Consider the following 17,292-nt stretch of genomic DNA (forward strand, 5'->3'; position numbering starts at 1 on the left):
TCATGGCAGATTACCAGGGCAAAAAAGTCGTTATCATCGGGTTAGGCCTCACGGGCCTTTCCTGCGTGGACTTTTTCCTCGCACGTGGCGTGACGCCGCGCGTGATGGATACGCGTGTCTCTCCGCCGGGTCTGGATAAACTGCCGGAACAGGTTGAACGCCACCTTGGTGGTCTGAATGATGACTGGCTGCTGGCAGCCGATCTGATTGTCGCCAGCCCGGGTATGGCGCTGGCGCATCCTTCCCTGAGCGCTGCCGCAGATGCAGGCGTTGAGATTGTCGGCGATATCGAGCTGTTCTGCCGCGAAGCGCAGGCGCCTGTTATCGCGATTACCGGTTCTAACGGTAAAAGCACCGTCACCACCCTGGTGGGGGAAATGGCAAAAGCGGCGGGCATGAACGTCGGCGTTGGCGGTAACATTGGTTTGCCTGCTCTGATGCTGCTGGACAAAGGCTGTGAACTCTATGTTCTCGAGCTTTCCAGCTTCCAGCTGGAAACGACCTCCAGCCTGCATGCTGCCGCTGCGACGATCCTCAACGTGACTGAAGATCACATGGACAGATATCCATTTGGTCTGCAGCAGTACCGCGCCGCCAAGCTGCGCGTTTATGAGAATGCCAAAGTCTGCGTAGTGAACGCCGATGATGCGCTGACCATGCCGGTGCGTGGCGCAGACGACCGCTGCATTAGTTTTGGCATCACCATGGGTGATTATCATCTGAACCGCCAGCTGGGCGAAACTTGGCTGCGCGTGAAAGGTGAGAAAGTGCTGAACGTGAAAGAGATGAAGCTCTCTGGGCAGCACAACTATACCAATGCGCTGGCGGCGCTGGCGCTGGCGGACGCAGTGGGGCTGCCGCGCTCCTCAAGCCTGAAAGCGTTAACCACGTTTTCCGGCCTGGCACACCGTTTCCAGCTGGCGCTGGAGCACAACGGCGTGCGCTGGATCAACGACTCTAAAGCCACCAACGTGGGCAGCACGGAGGCCGCGCTGAACGGCCTGCACGTTGACGGTACCCTGCATCTGCTGCTGGGCGGCGACGGTAAATCAGCGGATTTCTCGTCCCTGAAGCCGTATCTCTCCGGTGATAACGTCCGTCTGTACTGCTTCGGCCGTGACGGCAGCGAGCTGGCTGCACTGCGCCCTGAGGTCGCCGAGCAAACCGAAACCATGGAACAGGCGATGCGGCTGATTGCCCCTCGCGTGAAGCCGGGTGATATGGTGCTGCTCTCTCCGGCCTGTGCCAGCCTCGATCAATTCAAGAATTTCGAACAGCGTGGTGATGTCTTTACCCGCCTGGCGAAGGAGTTAGGCTGATGCGTTTATCTCTCCCTCGCCTGAAAATGCCGCGCCTGCCAGGATTTGGGATCCTGGTGTGGTTGTTTGCGGCACTCAAAGGCTGGGTGATGGGCTCTCGTCAAAAAGATAACGACAGCCTGATCATGTACGACCGCACGCTGTTCTGGCTCACGATGGGGCTCGCGGCGGTCGGCTTTATTATGGTGACGTCAGCGTCAATGCCCGTCGGGCAGCGTCTGGCGAACGATCCTTTCCTGTTTGCCAAGCGTGATGGTCTATACATTATCCTGGCATTCTGCCTGGCGCTGGTGACCTTGCGTCTGCCGATGGAGTTCTGGCAGCGACACAGTACGGCGATGCTGATCGCCTCGATCATTATGCTGCTGATCGTTCTGGTGGTGGGGAGTTCCGTAAACGGGGCATCACGCTGGATCGCCTTTGGCCCGCTGCGTATTCAGCCTGCGGAATTTACCAAGCTCTCCCTGTTCTGCTACCTGGCGAACTACCTGGTGCGTAAGGTAGATGAAGTGCGTAATAACCTGCGCGGCTTCTTAAAACCGATGGGCGTGATTCTGGTGCTGGCGGTATTACTGCTGGCGCAGCCTGACCTCGGTACCGTGGTGGTACTGTTTGTCACCACGCTGGCCATGCTGTTCCTGGCGGGCGCAAAGCTGTGGCAGTTCATCGCCATTATCGGGATGGGGATTTCAGCGGTTGTGCTGCTGATCCTCGCCGAGCCTTACCGTATTCGCCGCGTGACCTCGTTCTGGAACCCGTGGGAAGACCCGTTCGGCAGCGGCTATCAGCTGACGCAGTCACTTATGGCCTTTGGGCGCGGTGAGCTCTGGGGGCAGGGGCTGGGTAACTCGGTACAGAAACTGGAGTATTTACCGGAAGCGCATACTGACTTCATCTTCTCCATTATTGCGGAAGAACTGGGTTATATCGGTGTGGTATTAGCGCTATTAATGGTATTCTTCGTCGCTTTCCGCGCCATGTCCATCGGCCGGAAAGCGCTGGAGATCGATCACCGTTTCTCAGGCTTCCTGGCCTGCTCAATTGGTATCTGGTTTAGCTTCCAGGCATTGGTTAACGTCGGGGCCGCAGCAGGTATGCTGCCGACCAAAGGTCTGACGTTGCCGTTGATCAGTTATGGTGGTTCCAGTCTGTTGATTATGTCGACGGCCATCATGCTGTTGTTGCGCATAGATTATGAGACGCGTCTGGAAAAAGCCCAGGCGTTTACACGAGGTTCACGATGAATCAACCGAAGCGGTTAATGGTGATGGCAGGCGGTACCGGCGGACATGTGTTCCCGGGACTGGCGGTTGCGCACCATTTAATGGATCAGGGCTGGCAGGTACGCTGGCTGGGAACCGCAGACCGCATGGAGGCCGACCTGGTACCGAAACACGGTATTGAGATCGACTTTATTCGTATTTCCGGCCTTCGGGGCAAAGGCCTCAAGGCAATGCTGCTGGCACCGGTGCGCATTTTTAACGCCTGGCGTCAGGCGCGCACCATCATGAAGCGCTTTAAGCCCGATGTGGTGCTGGGCATGGGCGGCTATGTCTCGGGTCCAGGTGGGTTAGCCGCGTGGTCGTTAGGTATTCCCGTTGTGCTGCATGAGCAGAACGGTATTGCGGGTCTGACCAACAAATGGCTGGCGAAAATCGCCACCAAAGTCATGCAGGCATTTCCCGGCGCGTTCCCGAAAGCGGACGTGGTGGGAAACCCGGTGCGCGTAGACGTACTGGCACTGCCGCTGCCGGAGGCTCGCCTGGCGGGCCGTGAAGGGCCGGTGCGTGTGCTGGTCGTCGGCGGTTCTCAGGGCGCGCGCATTTTAAACCAGACGATGCCGCAGGTTGCCGCAAAGCTGGGTGATGCCGTCACTATCTGGCACCAGAGTGGAAAAGGCGCTCAGCAGACCGTTGAGCAGGCTTACGCCGAGGCGGGGCAGCCGCAGCATAACGTGACGGAATTTATCGACGACATGGCGGCAGCGTACGCCTGGGCCGATGTCGTGGTCTGTCGTTCTGGCGCCTTAACGGTAAGCGAAATCGCTGCCGCGGGGCTGCCGGCTCTGTTTGTGCCTTTCCAGCACAAAGACAGGCAACAGTACTGGAATGCCCTGCCGCTTGAGAAAGCCGGTGCGGCGAAAATTTTTGAGCAGCCACAGTTTACCGCCGACGCGGTCGCCACCACCCTGGCGGGCTGGAACAGAGACGTATTGCTTGAGATGGCTGAACGCGCGCGCGCGGCGGCTATCCCTGATGCGACGGAACGGGTGGCAAAAGAAGTGAGCCTGGCAGCTCAGGCTTAACCCTCGCAGCGCGTGAAGCGCGGCACGAATTTTAAGTAGTCGATGGCGTTTAGAGAATGAATACACAACAACTGGCAAAACTGCGTTCAATCGTGCCCGAGATGCGTCGCGTCCGGCACATTCACTTTGTTGGCATCGGTGGTGCTGGCATGGGCGGTATTGCCGAAGTGTTAGCTAACGAAGGCTATCAGATCAGCGGGTCTGACCTGGCGCCAAACCCTGTAACGCAGCAGCTGGCGTCGCTTGGGGCGACTATCTATTTTAACCATCGCCCGGAAAACGTGCGCGATGCGAGCGTGGTGGTGGTATCGAGCGCTATCTCCTCTGACAACCCGGAAATCGTTGCCGCGCATGACGCGCGCATTCCGGTGATCCGCCGTGCAGAAATGCTGGCGGAACTGATGCGTTTCCGTCATGGCATTGCCATTGCCGGGACCCACGGTAAAACCACGACCACGGCGATGGTCTCCAGTATTTATGCAGAAGCGGGTCTCGACCCGACGTTCGTCAACGGCGGCCTGGTCAAAGCCGCGGGCGTGCATGCGCGTCTGGGCCACAGTCGTTATCTGATTGCTGAAGCAGATGAGAGCGACGCGTCGTTCCTGCACCTGCAGCCGATGGTGGCGATTGTCACCAACATCGAAGCGGACCATATGGATACCTACCAGGGTGACTTCGAGAACTTAAAGCAGACCTTTATCAACTTCCTGCACAACCTGCCGTTCTACGGGCGCGCGGTGATGTGCGTAGACGATCCGGTGATCCGCGAGCTGCTGCCGCGCGTGGGTCGTCAAATCACCACCTACGGTTTCAGTGAAGACGCTGACGTCCGCGTGGAAGAGTACAAACAGATTGGCGCGCAGGGGCACTTCACGCTGGCGCGTCAGGACAAAGAGCTGCTGCACGTGACGCTGAATGCGCCAGGGCGCCATAACGCGCTCAATGCCGCAGCGGCAGTGGCCGTCGCGACGGAAGAAGGCATTGATGATGATGCGATCCTGCGCGCGCTGGAAAGCTTCCAGGGCACCGGTCGTCGTTTCGACTTCCTCGGTGAATTCCCGCTGGATCCGGTAAACGGTAAAGCCGGTACGGCGATGCTGGTGGACGACTATGGTCACCATCCAACCGAAGTGGACGCCACCATTAAAGCCGCACGTGCGGGCTGGCCGGACAAGAATCTGGTGATGGTGTTCCAGCCGCACCGTTTCACGCGTACGCGCGATCTGTATGACGATTTCGCCAGCGTCCTGTCGCAGGTTGATACCCTGTTAATGCTGGATGTATACGCCGCAGGCGAGACGCCGATTCCGGGCGCAGACAGTCGTTCTCTGTGTCGCACCATTCGTGGACGCGGTAAAGTTGACCCTATTCTGGTTTCTGACCCTGCCCAGGTGGCGGAAATTCTGGCACCGGTCCTGACAGGTAACGATTTAATTCTGATTCAGGGTGCGGGAAATATCGGCAAAATCGCCCGTACCTTAGCTGAAATCAAACTGAAGCCGCAAAACCAGGAGGATGAGCATCATGGCTGATAAGATTGCTGTCCTGTCTGGCGGCACCTCCGCCGAGCGCGAGGTTTCCCTGAATTCCGGCGCGGCTGTACTGGCGGGCCTGCGTGAAGGTGGCGTCAATGCGCATCTGGTTGACCCAAAAGAGGTCGACGTGACGCAATTAAAAGCCATGGGCTTCGATAAAGTTTTTATCGCTTTACACGGTCGTGGCGGTGAAGACGGTACCCTGCAGGGGCTTCTGGATCTGCTCGGCCTGCCGTACACCGGCAGCGGCGTGATGGCTTCCGCTATCTCTATGGATAAACTGCGCAGCAAGCTGCTGTGGCAGGGCGCAGGGTTACCTGTCGCACCATGGGTAGCGCTGACGCGACGCGAATTTGAATTGGGCCTGTCGGATAGCGTTAATGCGCGCATTGCTGAACTGGGCTTACCGGTTATTGTAAAGCCCAGCCGGGAAGGCTCCAGCGTGGGAATGTCCAAAGTCGACAAAGCTGACGATTTAGCGTCCGCTTTAGCGCTGGCATTTCAACATGATGATGAAGTTCTGGTAGAAAAATGGCTTAGCGGGCCGGAATTTACCGTCGCGATGCTTGGCGAAGAAATTTTACCGTCAATCCGTATCCAACCCGCTGGAGTCTTCTATGATTATGAGGCGAAGTATCTCTCTGATGAGACGCAATATTTCTGCCCAAGTGGTCTTGAAGCTGAGCGTGAAGCCGAATTACAGTCCCTGGTGCTTAAAGCCTGGCATGTTCTGGGTTGCCAGGGCTGGGGGCGCATCGACGTGATGCAGGACCGGGATGGACAATTTTATCTGCTGGAAGCCAATACCTCTCCGGGAATGACCAGCCACAGCCTTGTGCCGATGGCCGCGCGTCAGGCGGGGATGAGCTTCTCGCAGTTAGTCGTACGCATTCTGGACCAGGCGGGCTGATATGTCTCAGGCTGCATTGAACACGCGCAACCGCGATGACGAGGAAGAATACACCTCTTCACGCCGCAGTAATGGAACGCGTCTTGCAGGCATCATTTTCCTGCTCGGGGTGCTGTGCACCGTGTTTATCAGCGGCTGGATGGTCCTGGGCTGGATGGAAGATGCGCAGCGGTTGCCACTTTCTAAGCTGGTGGTCACCGGTGAGCGTCACTACACGCGTAACGACGATATTCGCCAGTCAATACTGGCACTGGGCTCGCCTGGCACCTTTATGACTCAGGACGTCAATATTATCCAGAGCCAGATTGAACGTCTGCCATGGATAAAACAGGCGAGCGTAAGAAAGCAATGGCCTGATGAATTGAAGATTCATCTGGTTGAATATGTGCCCATTGCGCGTTGGAATGATCAGCACATGGTTGACGTCGACGGAAATTCCTTCAGCGTCCCGGCCGATCGTGTCAACAAGCAAAATTTACCGATGTTGTATGGCCCTGAAGGCAGCGAAAACGAAGTGTTACAGGGTTTTCGTGAAATGGGTCAGGTGCTGGCGAAGGACAGGTTTACGTTAAAAGATGCTGCCATGACGGCGCGCCGTTCCTGGCAGCTTACGTTAACGAACGGCATTAAGCTCAACCTGGGGCGCGGGGACACCATGAAGCGTCTGGCGCGTTTTGTCGAACTTTACCCGGTTTTACAGCAGCAGGCACAGACTGACGGCAAACGGATAAGCTACGTTGATTTGCGCTATGACTCAGGCGCAGCAGTCGGTTGGGTACCGGCTCCGGTCGAGGAACCTAATCAGCAACAGAATCAGGCACAGGTACAGGCAGAACAACAATGATCAAGGCGACGGACAGAAAACTGGTAGTTGGACTGGAGATTGGCACCGCGAAGGTTGCCGCTTTAGTAGGGGAAGTTCTGCCCGACGGTATGGTCAATATCATTGGCGTGGGCAGTTGCCCGTCCCGTGGTATGGATAAAGGTGGGGTAAACGATCTTGAATCGGTGGTGAAATGCGTCCAGCGCGCCATCGATCAGGCTGAATTGATGGCAGATTGCCAGATTTCTTCTGTCTATCTGGCCCTCTCTGGTAAGCACATTAGCTGCCAGAACGAAATCGGTATGGTGCCGATTTCCGAAGAAGAAGTGACGCAGGAAGACGTTGAAAACGTTGTGCATACGGCGAAATCCGTGCGTGTCCGCGATGAGCATCGCGTATTGCACGTGATCCCGCAGGAATATGCGATTGACTACCAGGAAGGGATCAAGAACCCGGTTGGTCTGTCAGGCGTTCGTATGCAGGCAAAAGTGCACCTGATCACATGTCACAACGATATGGCGAAGAACATTGTAAAAGCCGTTGAACGTTGTGGCCTGAAAGTTGACCAACTTATTTTCGCCGGTCTGGCGGCAAGTTATTCCGTGCTGACCGAAGATGAACGTGAACTGGGTGTCTGTGTGGTCGATATTGGTGGTGGTACAATGGACATGGCCGTGTATACCGGCGGTGCGTTGCGCCACACCAAAGTGATCCCGTACGCAGGGAACGTCGTGACCAGTGATATTGCTTACGCTTTTGGTACGCCACCGAGCGATGCAGAAGCGATTAAAGTGCGCCACGGCTGTGCGCTGGGCTCTATTGTTGGCAAAGATGAGAGCGTTGAAGTGCCAAGCGTCGGTGGTCGTCCACCGCGCAGCCTGCAGCGCCAGACGTTGGCAGAGGTGATCGAGCCGCGCTATACCGAGCTGCTCAACCTGGTCAACGAAGAGATTTTACAGTTACAGGAACAGCTTCGTCAGCAGGGTGTTAAACATCATCTTGCAGCGGGGATTGTATTAACCGGCGGTGCAGCGCAAATTGAAGGTCTTGCGGCGTGTGCACAGCGCGTGTTCCATACGCAGGTGCGTATTGGTGCGCCGCTGAATATCACCGGTTTAACGGATTATGCTCAGGAGCCGTATTATTCAACGGCTGTGGGCCTGCTCCACTACGGGAAGGAATCTCATCTCAGTGGTGAAGCGGAAGTGGAAAAACGCGTCTCAGTGGGGTCGTGGGTCAAACGACTGAACAACTGGTTGCGAAAAGAGTTTTAATTTTTTTAAGAGACCGGAGAGAATTAGCGGTCTCGGGCGACAGGCACAACGGAGAGAGAAATTATGTTTGAACCTATGGAACTGACCAACGACGCGGTGATTAAAGTCATCGGCGTCGGTGGCGGCGGCGGTAACGCCGTAGAGCATATGGTGCGTGAACGCATTGAGGGTGTTGAATTCTTTGCAGTTAACACCGATGCACAGGCACTGCGTAAGACGGCTGTAGGCCAGACTATCCAGATCGGCGGTGGTATCACCAAAGGGCTGGGAGCAGGGGCTAACCCGGAAGTGGGCCGCAATGCGGCTGAAGAAGATCGTGAAGCCCTGCGCGCTGCACTGGAAGGTGCGGACATGGTCTTCATTGCAGCAGGTATGGGTGGCGGTACCGGTACCGGCGCAGCACCTGTTGTAGCTGAAGTGGCTAAAGATTTAGGTATTCTGACCGTTGCTGTCGTGACTAAGCCTTTCAATTTTGAAGGCAAGAAGCGTATGGCCTTCGCGGAGCAGGGTATCACCGAACTGTCCAAGCACGTTGACTCGCTGATCACTATCCCGAACGACAAGCTGTTGAAGGTTCTGGGTCGCGGTATCTCCCTGCTGGATGCCTTCGGTGCAGCAAACGACGTGCTGAAAGGCGCGGTTCAGGGTATCGCTGAACTGATTACCCGTCCTGGCCTGATGAACGTTGACTTTGCAGACGTTCGCACCGTGATGTCCGAGATGGGCTACGCGATGATGGGCTCTGGCGTGGCGAGCGGCGAAGACCGTGCAGAAGAAGCGGCTGAAATGGCCATCTCTTCTCCACTGCTGGAAGATATCGATCTGTCTGGTGCGCGTGGCGTGCTGGTCAACATTACCGCTGGCTTTGACCTGCGTCTGGATGAGTTCGAAACCGTGGGTAACACTATCCGTGCGTTCGCCTCTGACAACGCTACCGTGGTAATCGGTACTTCGCTTGACCCTGAAATGAACGACGAGCTGCGTGTTACCGTTGTTGCGACCGGTATCGGTATGGACAAGCGTCCTGAGATCACCTTAGTGACTAACAAGCAGACTCAGCAACCGGTAATGGATCGTTACCAGCAGCACGGTATGTCTCCGCTGACTCAGGAGCAGAAACCGGCCGCGAAAGTGGTGAACGACCCAACGCCGCAAACGGCGAAAGAGCCAGATTATCTGGATATCCCGGCGTTCCTGCGTAAGCAAGCTGATTAAGAATTGGCTGGAATTAGGGGATTTGCGCTCTTTGTGCTAAACTGGCCCACCGTTAGTGATATACACTCTCGGTTGGATAGTTAATTTGGCGAGATTATACGATGATCAAACAAAGGACACTTAAACGTATCGTTCAGGCGACGGGTGTCGGTTTACATACCGGCAAGAAAGTCACGCTGACGTTACGCCCTGCGCCGGCCAATACCGGGGTCATCTATCGTCGCACCGACTTGAATCCACCGGTAGATTTTCCGGCCGATGCCAAATCTGTGCGTGATACTATGCTCTGTACTTGTCTGGTGAACGAGCATGACGTGCGGATTTCTACCGTAGAGCACCTGAACGCCGCCCTGGCGGGGCTGGGTATCGACAACATTATTGTTGAAGTCGATGCGCCAGAAATCCCGATTATGGATGGCAGTGCTGCACCGTTCGTCTATCTGTTGCTGGATGCCGGCATCGAAGAACTGAACTGCGCGAAGAAATTTGTTCGCATCAAAGAGACTGTTCGCGTCGAAGATGGCGACAAGTGGGCTGAATTCAAACCGTACAATGGTTTCTCGTTGGACTTTACCATCGACTTTAACCATCCGGCGATTGATTCCAGCACCCAGCGCTACGCGATGAACTTCTCTGCTGATGCGTTTATGCGCCAGATCAGCCGAGCCCGTACGTTTGGCTTCATGCGTGATATCGAATATCTGCAGTCCCGCGGCCTGTGCCTGGGCGGCAGCTTCGATTGTGCCATCGTTGTTGACGATTATCGCGTACTGAACGAAGACGGCCTGCGTTTCGAAGATGAATTCGTTCGTCACAAAATGCTGGACGCTATCGGCGACCTGTTTATGTGTGGTCACAATATTATTGGTGCATTTACCGCGTTCAAATCCGGTCATGCGCTGAACAACAAACTGTTGCAGGCCGTCCTGGCAAAACAGGAAGCCTGGGAATATGTGACCTTCGAAGACGAAGCAGAACTGCCGCTGGCTTTCAAAGCGCCAAACATGGTTCTGGCGTAACGGTTCACGCCGTTTCGTAAAAAATCGACTGGTTAACCTGGTACTCTCTCCGACCAGGAAGACCAGTCGTTTTTATTTTTGCCCTTCTTCGTTTGCTCCGGCGTTATCTCTTGTTTGTCTTGCGCAGAAAATGCGTGCGTTAGCTGCATTCTTGACCGTTTTTCCCCGCGGCGGCACCTCATTCCTGCTGATGTGCATTGGCTTTAGTGGTAATATCTGGGCGCTTAAAAAAATAACTTAAAAGTAGCCTGTTACAGGCTGGCTTATGTGGTGGAGCAAGTGAGCGGAATACTGACGCGCTGGCGACAATTTGGCAGACGTTACTTCTGGCCGCATCTCTTATTAGGGATGGTCGCGGCGAGTCTCGGCTTGCCTGCGCTCAGCAACAGTGCCGAAGCGGCGACGCCAGCGAAGACCTCTACCACCAAACACGATCTCAACACGCGGGTTAACTTTACAAACCTCGCGTGGCTTGAAGCCAGCCGCCGCCCGAATTTCTCCGTTGATTACTGGCACCAGCACGCTATCCGCACGGTTATCCGCCATCTCTCCTTCGCGATGGCGCCCCAGGCAATGCCTGTGGCGGAAGAGACGCTGCCGGTGCAGGCACAGCATCTTGCCCTGCTGGACACGCTTAATGCACTGCTTACGCAGGACAGCCAGCCGCCGGTCATGGTGCGCGAGACGGCGCAACGCGCGCTCGTTCCTCCTGTTTCATTCTCTGTATCAACCTGGATTAGCCAGGTTCACGGCATTCGCGCCGGGCCTCAACGCCTCAGCTAAATTAACTTTTTCAATACCTTAATTTATCTGCCCATGATGGGGCGTTTGAGAATTTATTATGCTAATCAAATTATTAACTAAAGTTTTTGGTAGTCGTAACGATCGTACCCTGCGCCGTATGCGCAAAGCTGTTACCGTCATCAACGGTATGGAACCGGCGATGGAGAAGCTCTCTGATGATGAGCTGAAAGCGAAAACGGCGGAATTCCGTGCGCGTCTGGAAAAAGGTGAAACCTTAGAAAGCCTGATCCCGGAAGCGTTTGCCGTTGTGCGTGAAGCAAGTAAGCGCGTGTTCGGCATGCGTCACTTCGACGTTCAGCTGCTGGGCGGTATGGTGCTTAACGAGCGCTGCATCGCGGAAATGCGTACCGGTGAAGGTAAAACCCTGACCGCAACGCTGCCGGCTTACCTGAACGCGCTGACCGGTAAAGGCGTTCACGTCGTTACCGTCAACGACTATCTGGCGCAGCGTGATGCCGAAAACAACCGTCCACTGTTCGAATTCCTCGGTATGACCGTCGGTATCAACATGTCCGGCCTGCCTGCGCCAGCCAAGCGTGAAGCGTACAATGCGGATATCACCTACGGTACCAACAACGAATACGGCTTCGACTACCTGCGTGACAACATGGCGTTCAGCCCTGAAGAGCGTGTCCAGCGTAAGCTGCACTATGCGCTGGTGGATGAGGTGGACTCCATCCTGATCGATGAAGCGCGTACCCCGCTTATCATCTCCGGCCCGGCTGAAGACAGCTCCGAGATGTACCGTAAAGTCGACAAAATCATTCCACACCTGCTGCGTCAGGAGAAAGAAGACTCGGATACCTTCCAGGGTGAAGGCCACTTCTCCGTTGATGAAAAAACGCGCCAGGTGAACCTGACCGAACGTGGTCTGGTGAAAATTGAAGAGCTGCTGGTTGCTGAAGGCATTATGGAAGAGGGCGAGTCTCTGTACTCCCCGAGCAACATCATGCTGATGCACCACGTGACCGCCGCGCTGCGTGCCCACGCGCTGTTCACCCGTGACGTCGACTACATCGTAAAAGACGGCGAAGTGATCATTGTCGATGAGCACACCGGCCGTACCATGCAGGGGCGTCGCTGGTCTGACGGTCTGCACCAGGCTGTAGAAGCCAAAGAAGGCGTGGATATTCAAAACGAAAACCAGACGCTGGCGTCTATCACCTTCCAGAACTACTTCCGTCTGTACGAGAAGCTGGCGGGCATGACCGGTACTGCCGATACCGAAGCGTTTGAATTCAGCTCCATCTACAAGCTGGATACCGTGGTCGTTCCAACCAACCGTCCGATGATCCGTAAGGATATGCCGGACCTGGTGTACATGACCGAAGCGGAAAAAATTCAGGCAATCATCGAAGATATCCGCGAGCGTACTGCTAAAGGCCAGCCTGTTCTGGTGGGGACCATCTCCATTGAAAAATCCGAAGTGGTTTCTCACGAGCTGACGAAAGCGGGTATTAAACACAACGTACTGAACGCCAAATTCCACGCCAAAGAAGCGGATATTGTTGCGCAGGCAGGTTATCCGGCTGCGGTAACCATCGCCACCAACATGGCGGGTCGTGGTACCGATATTATGCTGGGTGGTAGCTGGCAGGCCGAGGTGGCTGAGCTGGAAAACCCAACGCCTGAACAGATTGCGCAGATTAAGGCCGACTGGCAGGTGCGTCACGACGCGGTGCTGGCATCCGGTGGTCTGCACATTATCGGTACCGAGCGTCATGAATCGCGTCGTATCGATAACCAGCTGCGTGGCCGTGCGGGTCGTCAGGGTGATGCCGGTTCTTCCCGCTTCTACCTGTCGATGGAAGATGCGCTGATGCGTATTTTCGCCTCCGACCGCGTGTCCGGCATGATGCGTAAGCTGGGCATGAAGCCTGGCGAAGCCATTGAGCACCCGTGGGTCACCAAAGCGATCGCGAACGCCCAGCGTAAAGTGGAAAGCCGCAACTTCGATATTCGTAAGCAGCTGCTGGAATACGATGACGTGGCTAACGACCAGCGCCGTGCGATCTACACCCAGCGTAACGAACTGCTGGACGTATCCGATGTGAGCGAAACCATCAACAGCATTCGTGAAGATGTGTTTAAAGCCACGATTGATGCGCATATTCCACCTCAGTCTCTGGAAGAAATGTGGGACATCGAAGGCCTGCAGGAACGTCTGAAAAACGACTTTGACCTCGATCTGCCTATCAAAGAGTGGCTGGATAAAGAGCCTGAGCTGCACGAAGAGACCCTGCGCGAGCGTATCTACGAAACCGCGCTGGATGTTTACAAGCGTAAGGAAGAGGTTGTTGGCGCTGAGATGATGCGTCACTTCGAAAAAGGCGTGATGCTGCAGACGCTGGATTCCCTGTGGAAAGAGCATCTGGCGGCGATGGACTACCTGCGTCAGGGTATCCACCTGCGTGGCTATGCGCAGAAAGATCCGAAGCAGGAATACAAGCGTGAATCCTTCTCCATGTTTGCGTCTATGCTGGAGTCGCTGAAGTATGAAGTGATCAGCACCCTGAGCAAGGTTCAGGTGCGTATGCCGGAAGAAGTAGAAGCGATGGAGCAGCAGCGTCGTGAAGAAGCCGAGCGTCTGGCACAAATGCAACAGCTGAGCCATCAGACCGACGACAGCGAAGCCGCAGCGGCGATCGCCGCGCAGACTGGCGATCGCAAAGTGGGTCGTAACGATCCGTGCCCATGTGGCTCCGGTAAAAAGTACAAGGCGTGCCACGGGCGTCTGAGCTAAATTCATAAAAAACCAAAAAGGCGCAGACATCTGCGCCTTTTTTATGGAAGTAACAATATGAAAATACTGCAAATTGCCGTCGGGATTATTCGCAACCCGCAAAACCAAATCTTTATCACCCAGCGTGCTGCCGACGCCCATATGGCGAACAAATGGGAGTTTCCAGGCGGAAAAATTGAGGCTGGTGAAACGCCGGAAGCGGCGCTGGTTCGCGAGCTTCAGGAAGAAGTCGGGATCACCCCGCTTGGCGCAACGCTGTTTGATAAGCTCGAATACCAGTTCCCGGACAGGCACATTACGCTTTGGTTCTGGCTGGTGGAAAACTGGGAAGGTGAACCCTGGGGAAAAGAGGGGCAGCCGGGTAACTGGGTGGCGCTTCAGGCAAGTGATGCCGAAAAATTCCCGCCAGCTAATGAGCCTGTGATCCTGCGGTTAGTCGAACAACCGAAGGCCTGCTAAGCGACGCGCCAGCAGGCTTTACAGATTACTGCTGATTTTCACTCCAGTCGTCGCTGTCCGAGAGATCGCCTTTACTCGGAATACGTTTCTCTTCCGCCGCCCATTCGCCCAGGTCAATAAGCTGGCAGCGTTTGCAGCAGAATGGGCGGAACGGACTCACTTCGCCCCAGACAACGGTTTTGCCACAGGTAGGGCAGTTTACGGTGGTGACATCAGACATCGGCACTCCTTAACAACAGGCCAGTTCAAAATCGAGGCGTTCCGGCACGGTGCCATTTTCGCTGTCCAGCGGCATAAAGCGAATCGCAAAGCGGCTCTTATGCCCGGAAATTTGCGGATAAAGCTGTTCGCCAAGCGATAAATTCAGGCGCAGAAGATCGGCATCATCACCGTTGTCCTGGTAGAAACCATTCAGGCTGGTTTGCTTGCGGAACGGCGCTGAGTTACGGATCAGATCGAGGATCAGCGACAGCGTCTGGTGCATCGGCTCCAGGCTTGCTAGCCAGCTGTTCACCTGCGCGTCACGCTGGGCTTGTGGCATATGGAGCCACATATGCAGCGTCGGCAGGTCGAAGCTGCAGCAACCGCCAGGGATGCTCAGGCGCTGGCGCACCAGGCCAATCAGGCGGTCCTCACGCAAAAACTGCCCGACGCGCGGTGCAGCCATCAGGATGCTGCTGCTGGTTTTAAGCTGCTGGCGAAGGGAATCGATACGGCTTACATCCACCCCCGGAACCTCAGCCCATGCCTGTAATTTACGCTGCTGACGCTCCAGCTCTTTAAGCAATTCTGTGCGGACATCGCCGCGTTCAATCACATCCAGCAGATCGCCTACATTGCGGAAGAAATGCAACGCCGTAGCGTGATCGTTAACCGGCAGATGTTGTGAAAGCTGCTGAATGAGGAATTCGATGCGCAGCCAGGTACGCATTTTTTCATTGAGCGGATGCTCAAAAAGGATGTGTGTCGACATTATGGTTTTTCCTGTGCAACGGCCTGCGCGGCAAACGTCAGATACTGCGCGTGCAGACGGGCAACATCCGATGCAATGGCATCTGGTGCGCCGTTATTATCAATGACATCATCCGCCACGGCAAGGCGCTGAGCGCGCGTGGCCTGAGCGGCAAGAATGTGTTCCGCATGCTCGCGCGAGACGTGGTCGCGCGTCATGGTTCTCTGGATTTGCGTTTCGGGGGTGACATCAATCACCAGCACTCGGTCGGCTTTCTTCTGCAGCTGATTTTCAACCAGCAGCGGAACCACCCACAAGACATAGGGCGAGCGGGCCGCGGCGATCTGACGCTGAGTTTCCTGGTGGATGATGGGGTGGAGAAGGCTATTAAGCCAGGCTTTTTCCGCGGAATCGGAAAAAATGCATTCGCGAAGCTGGCGCCGATTCAGGGTGCCATCGTCATTGATGATTGTCTGACCAAAATGTTCTGCGATGGCCTTTAGCGCGGGTGTATTGGGCTCTACCACCTGGCGGGCAATAATATCGGCATCGATAATCGTGATACCCAAACGAGAAAACGCGTCCGCAACGGTACTTTTGCCACTACCGATGCCGCCGGTTAATGCAACGATATACCCCATTAAATCAAATCCTGGGAATTATTCATTATAAAAATCAGTTGATTAAAAATCACAGATGCGCCAGTCACTGTTTAGCCCTGTTTACCGGCTTTTTACCAGGTAAATTTATAGGATTGTAGCGTAAAAAAAGAGAATTTCGCAGTCTTGCGGAGCAGGTATTAGTGCGTATGATAGCGTCACTGGAGTTGTGCTTTTAACATATTTGCCTCTAACCCCAGGAATCCGCACATGCGTATCGAAGAAGATCTGAAGTTAGGTTTCAAAGACGTTCTTATCCGCCCTAAACGCTCTACACTGAAAAGTCGCTCAGACGTTGAACTCGAACGTCAATTCACCTTTAAGCATTCCGGTCAGACCTGGTCTGGCGTGCCGATCATCGCTGCCAATATGGATACTGTGGGAACCTTTGAGATGGCAACCGCGCTGGCACAGTTCGATATCCTCACCGCCGTGCACAAACATTACAGCCCTGAAGAGTGGGATGCGTTTGTTGCGTCCGCCTCTGCTGATGTGGTGAAGCACGTGATGGTCTCCACCGGCACCTCCGATGCGGATTTCGAGAAGACCAAACAGATCCTGAAGGCTAACCCGGCGCTGAACTTCGTTTGTATTGATGTGGCGAACGGTTACTCCGAGCACTTCGTGCAGTTCGTCAGCAAGGCGCGTGAAGCCTGGCCGACGAAAACCATCATCGCGGGCAACGTGGTGACCGGTGAAATGTGTGAAGAGCTGATCCTCTCCGGTGCCGATATCGTGAAAGTGGGCATTGGCCCGGGCTCCGTATGCACCACACGCGTCAAAACCGGCGTCGGTTATCCGCAGCTCTCTGCCGTCATTGAATGTGCCGACGCGGCGCACGGGCTGGGCGGCCAGATCATCAGCGACGGCGGTTGCACCATGCCGGGTGATGTCGCAAAGGCCTTCGGCGGCGGCGCGGACTTCGTGATGCTCGGCGGTATGCTGGCAGGCCATGAAGAGAGCGGCGGTACCGTCGTTGAAGAGAACGGCGAGAAATTTATGCTGTTCTACGGCATGAGCTCTGAGTCTGCGATGACCCGTCACGTCGGTGGCGTGGCAAAATACCGCGCGGCAGAAGGCAAAACCGTGAAGCTGCCCCTGCGCGGCCCGGTTGAAAACACCGCACGCGATATCCTTGGCGGCCTGCGATCTGCCTGCACCTACGTGGGCGCCTCCCGCCTGAAAGAGCTGACAAAGCGTACGACGTTTATTCGCGTTCAGGAACAGGAAAACCGCGTATTCAATAGCCTGTAATGGCTTCTGCTGGCGCATGCC

At 55.4% G+C, this 17,292-nt stretch carries 16 protein-coding genes; 13 read left to right on the forward strand and 3 right to left on the reverse strand.

Annotated features, from left to right (window positions below; genetic code table 11):
* Positions 1-2 precede the first annotated feature (2 nt).
* From murD to mutT, 12 genes are all read left to right on the forward strand, one after another.
* Entirely contained in the window at positions 3-1,319 is a 1,317-nt protein-coding gene (gene murD / locus KGP25_RS04130) for a UDP-N-acetylmuramoyl-L-alanine--D-glutamate ligase (protein ID WP_045907796.1), read from the forward strand.
* The gene (gene ftsW / locus KGP25_RS04135; RefSeq protein ID WP_008501983.1) at positions 1,319-2,563 is read left to right on the forward strand and encodes a cell division protein FtsW; all 1,245 of its coding nucleotides are present in this window, start codon (positions 1,319-1,321) and stop codon (positions 2,561-2,563) included. The genes murD and ftsW overlap by 1 nt, the downstream gene beginning before the upstream one ends.
* Entirely contained in the window at positions 2,560-3,624 is a 1,065-nt protein-coding gene (murG, locus tag KGP25_RS04140) for an undecaprenyldiphospho-muramoylpentapeptide beta-N-acetylglucosaminyltransferase (RefSeq protein ID WP_111967225.1), read from the forward strand. Before ftsW ends, murG begins: the two co-directional genes overlap by 4 nt.
* 56 nt (positions 3,625-3,680) lie before the next feature.
* Entirely contained in the window at positions 3,681-5,156 is a 1,476-nt protein-coding gene (gene murC, locus KGP25_RS04145; RefSeq protein WP_023293287.1) for a UDP-N-acetylmuramate--L-alanine ligase, read from the forward strand.
* Positions 5,149-6,069 carry a D-alanine--D-alanine ligase gene (locus KGP25_RS04150; RefSeq protein ID WP_063620781.1) on the forward strand — a complete coding sequence of 307 codons (921 nt, stop codon included), beginning with the start codon at positions 5,149-5,151 and terminating at the stop codon, positions 6,067-6,069. Before murC ends, KGP25_RS04150 begins: the two co-directional genes overlap by 8 nt.
* A gap of 1 nt (position 6,070) precedes the next feature.
* Positions 6,071-6,913: a cell division protein FtsQ gene (gene ftsQ, locus KGP25_RS04155; RefSeq protein WP_023293285.1), complete on the forward strand. Its 843-nt coding sequence runs from the start codon at positions 6,071-6,073 to the stop codon at positions 6,911-6,913.
* Complete coding sequence (gene ftsA, locus KGP25_RS04160; protein WP_006173845.1) at positions 6,910-8,166, forward strand: cell division protein FtsA; 1,257 nt, start codon at positions 6,910-6,912, stop codon at positions 8,164-8,166. The genes ftsQ and ftsA overlap by 4 nt, the downstream gene beginning before the upstream one ends.
* 63 nt (positions 8,167-8,229) lie before the next feature.
* Positions 8,230-9,381, forward strand: coding sequence for a cell division protein FtsZ (gene ftsZ, locus KGP25_RS04165; RefSeq protein ID WP_008501978.1), 1,152 nt, complete (start codon positions 8,230-8,232; stop codon positions 9,379-9,381).
* A 101-nt stretch (positions 9,382-9,482) separates the two neighbouring features.
* A complete protein-coding gene (gene lpxC / locus KGP25_RS04170; protein ID WP_010426966.1) occupies positions 9,483-10,400 on the forward strand; it encodes a UDP-3-O-acyl-N-acetylglucosamine deacetylase in 918 nt (305 codons plus the stop codon).
* A gap of 279 nt (positions 10,401-10,679) precedes the next feature.
* Complete coding sequence (gene secM, locus KGP25_RS04175; protein ID WP_167213990.1) at positions 10,680-11,183, forward strand: secA translation cis-regulator SecM; 504 nt, start codon at positions 10,680-10,682, stop codon at positions 11,181-11,183.
* A gap of 58 nt (positions 11,184-11,241) precedes the next feature.
* On the forward strand, positions 11,242-13,947 hold the full coding sequence (gene secA / locus KGP25_RS04180) for a preprotein translocase subunit SecA (protein ID WP_223540020.1): 2,706 nt from the start codon (positions 11,242-11,244) through the stop codon (positions 13,945-13,947).
* A 57-nt stretch (positions 13,948-14,004) separates the two neighbouring features.
* Positions 14,005-14,406, forward strand: a complete 402-nt coding sequence (mutT, locus tag KGP25_RS04185) for an 8-oxo-dGTP diphosphatase MutT (protein ID WP_048028502.1) — start codon at positions 14,005-14,007, stop codon at positions 14,404-14,406.
* A gap of 25 nt (positions 14,407-14,431) precedes the next feature.
* Here the strand turns inward: mutT and yacG are convergent, their stop codons facing one another.
* From yacG to coaE, 3 genes are read right to left on the reverse strand one after another with little or no spacing between them, the layout of a single operon-like run.
* On the reverse strand, positions 14,432-14,626 hold the full coding sequence (yacG, locus tag KGP25_RS04190) for a DNA gyrase inhibitor YacG (RefSeq protein ID WP_023615920.1): 195 nt from the start codon (positions 14,624-14,626) through the stop codon (positions 14,432-14,434).
* Between the two features lie 9 nt (positions 14,627-14,635).
* Complete coding sequence (gene zapD, locus KGP25_RS04195; protein ID WP_008501972.1) at positions 14,636-15,379, reverse strand: cell division protein ZapD; 744 nt, start codon at positions 15,377-15,379, stop codon at positions 14,636-14,638.
* The gene (gene coaE / locus KGP25_RS04200) at positions 15,379-15,999 is read right to left on the reverse strand and encodes a dephospho-CoA kinase (RefSeq protein WP_048225642.1); all 621 of its coding nucleotides are present in this window, start codon (positions 15,997-15,999) and stop codon (positions 15,379-15,381) included. The genes zapD and coaE overlap by 1 nt, the downstream gene beginning before the upstream one ends.
* Before the next feature lie 228 nt (positions 16,000-16,227).
* Here coaE and KGP25_RS04205 point away from each other — a divergent pair, with 228 nt between their 5' ends.
* Positions 16,228-17,271 (forward strand): GMP reductase, encoded by a 1,044-nt coding sequence (locus tag KGP25_RS04205; protein ID WP_023293282.1) that lies wholly within the window; start codon positions 16,228-16,230, stop codon positions 17,269-17,271.
* Positions 17,272-17,292 lie beyond the last annotated feature (21 nt).

Origin of the sequence: Enterobacter sp. JBIWA003 (genome assembly GCF_019968825.1) — a bacterium.
GTDB classification, from domain to species: domain Bacteria; phylum Pseudomonadota; class Gammaproteobacteria; order Enterobacterales; family Enterobacteriaceae; genus Enterobacter; species Enterobacter quasiroggenkampii.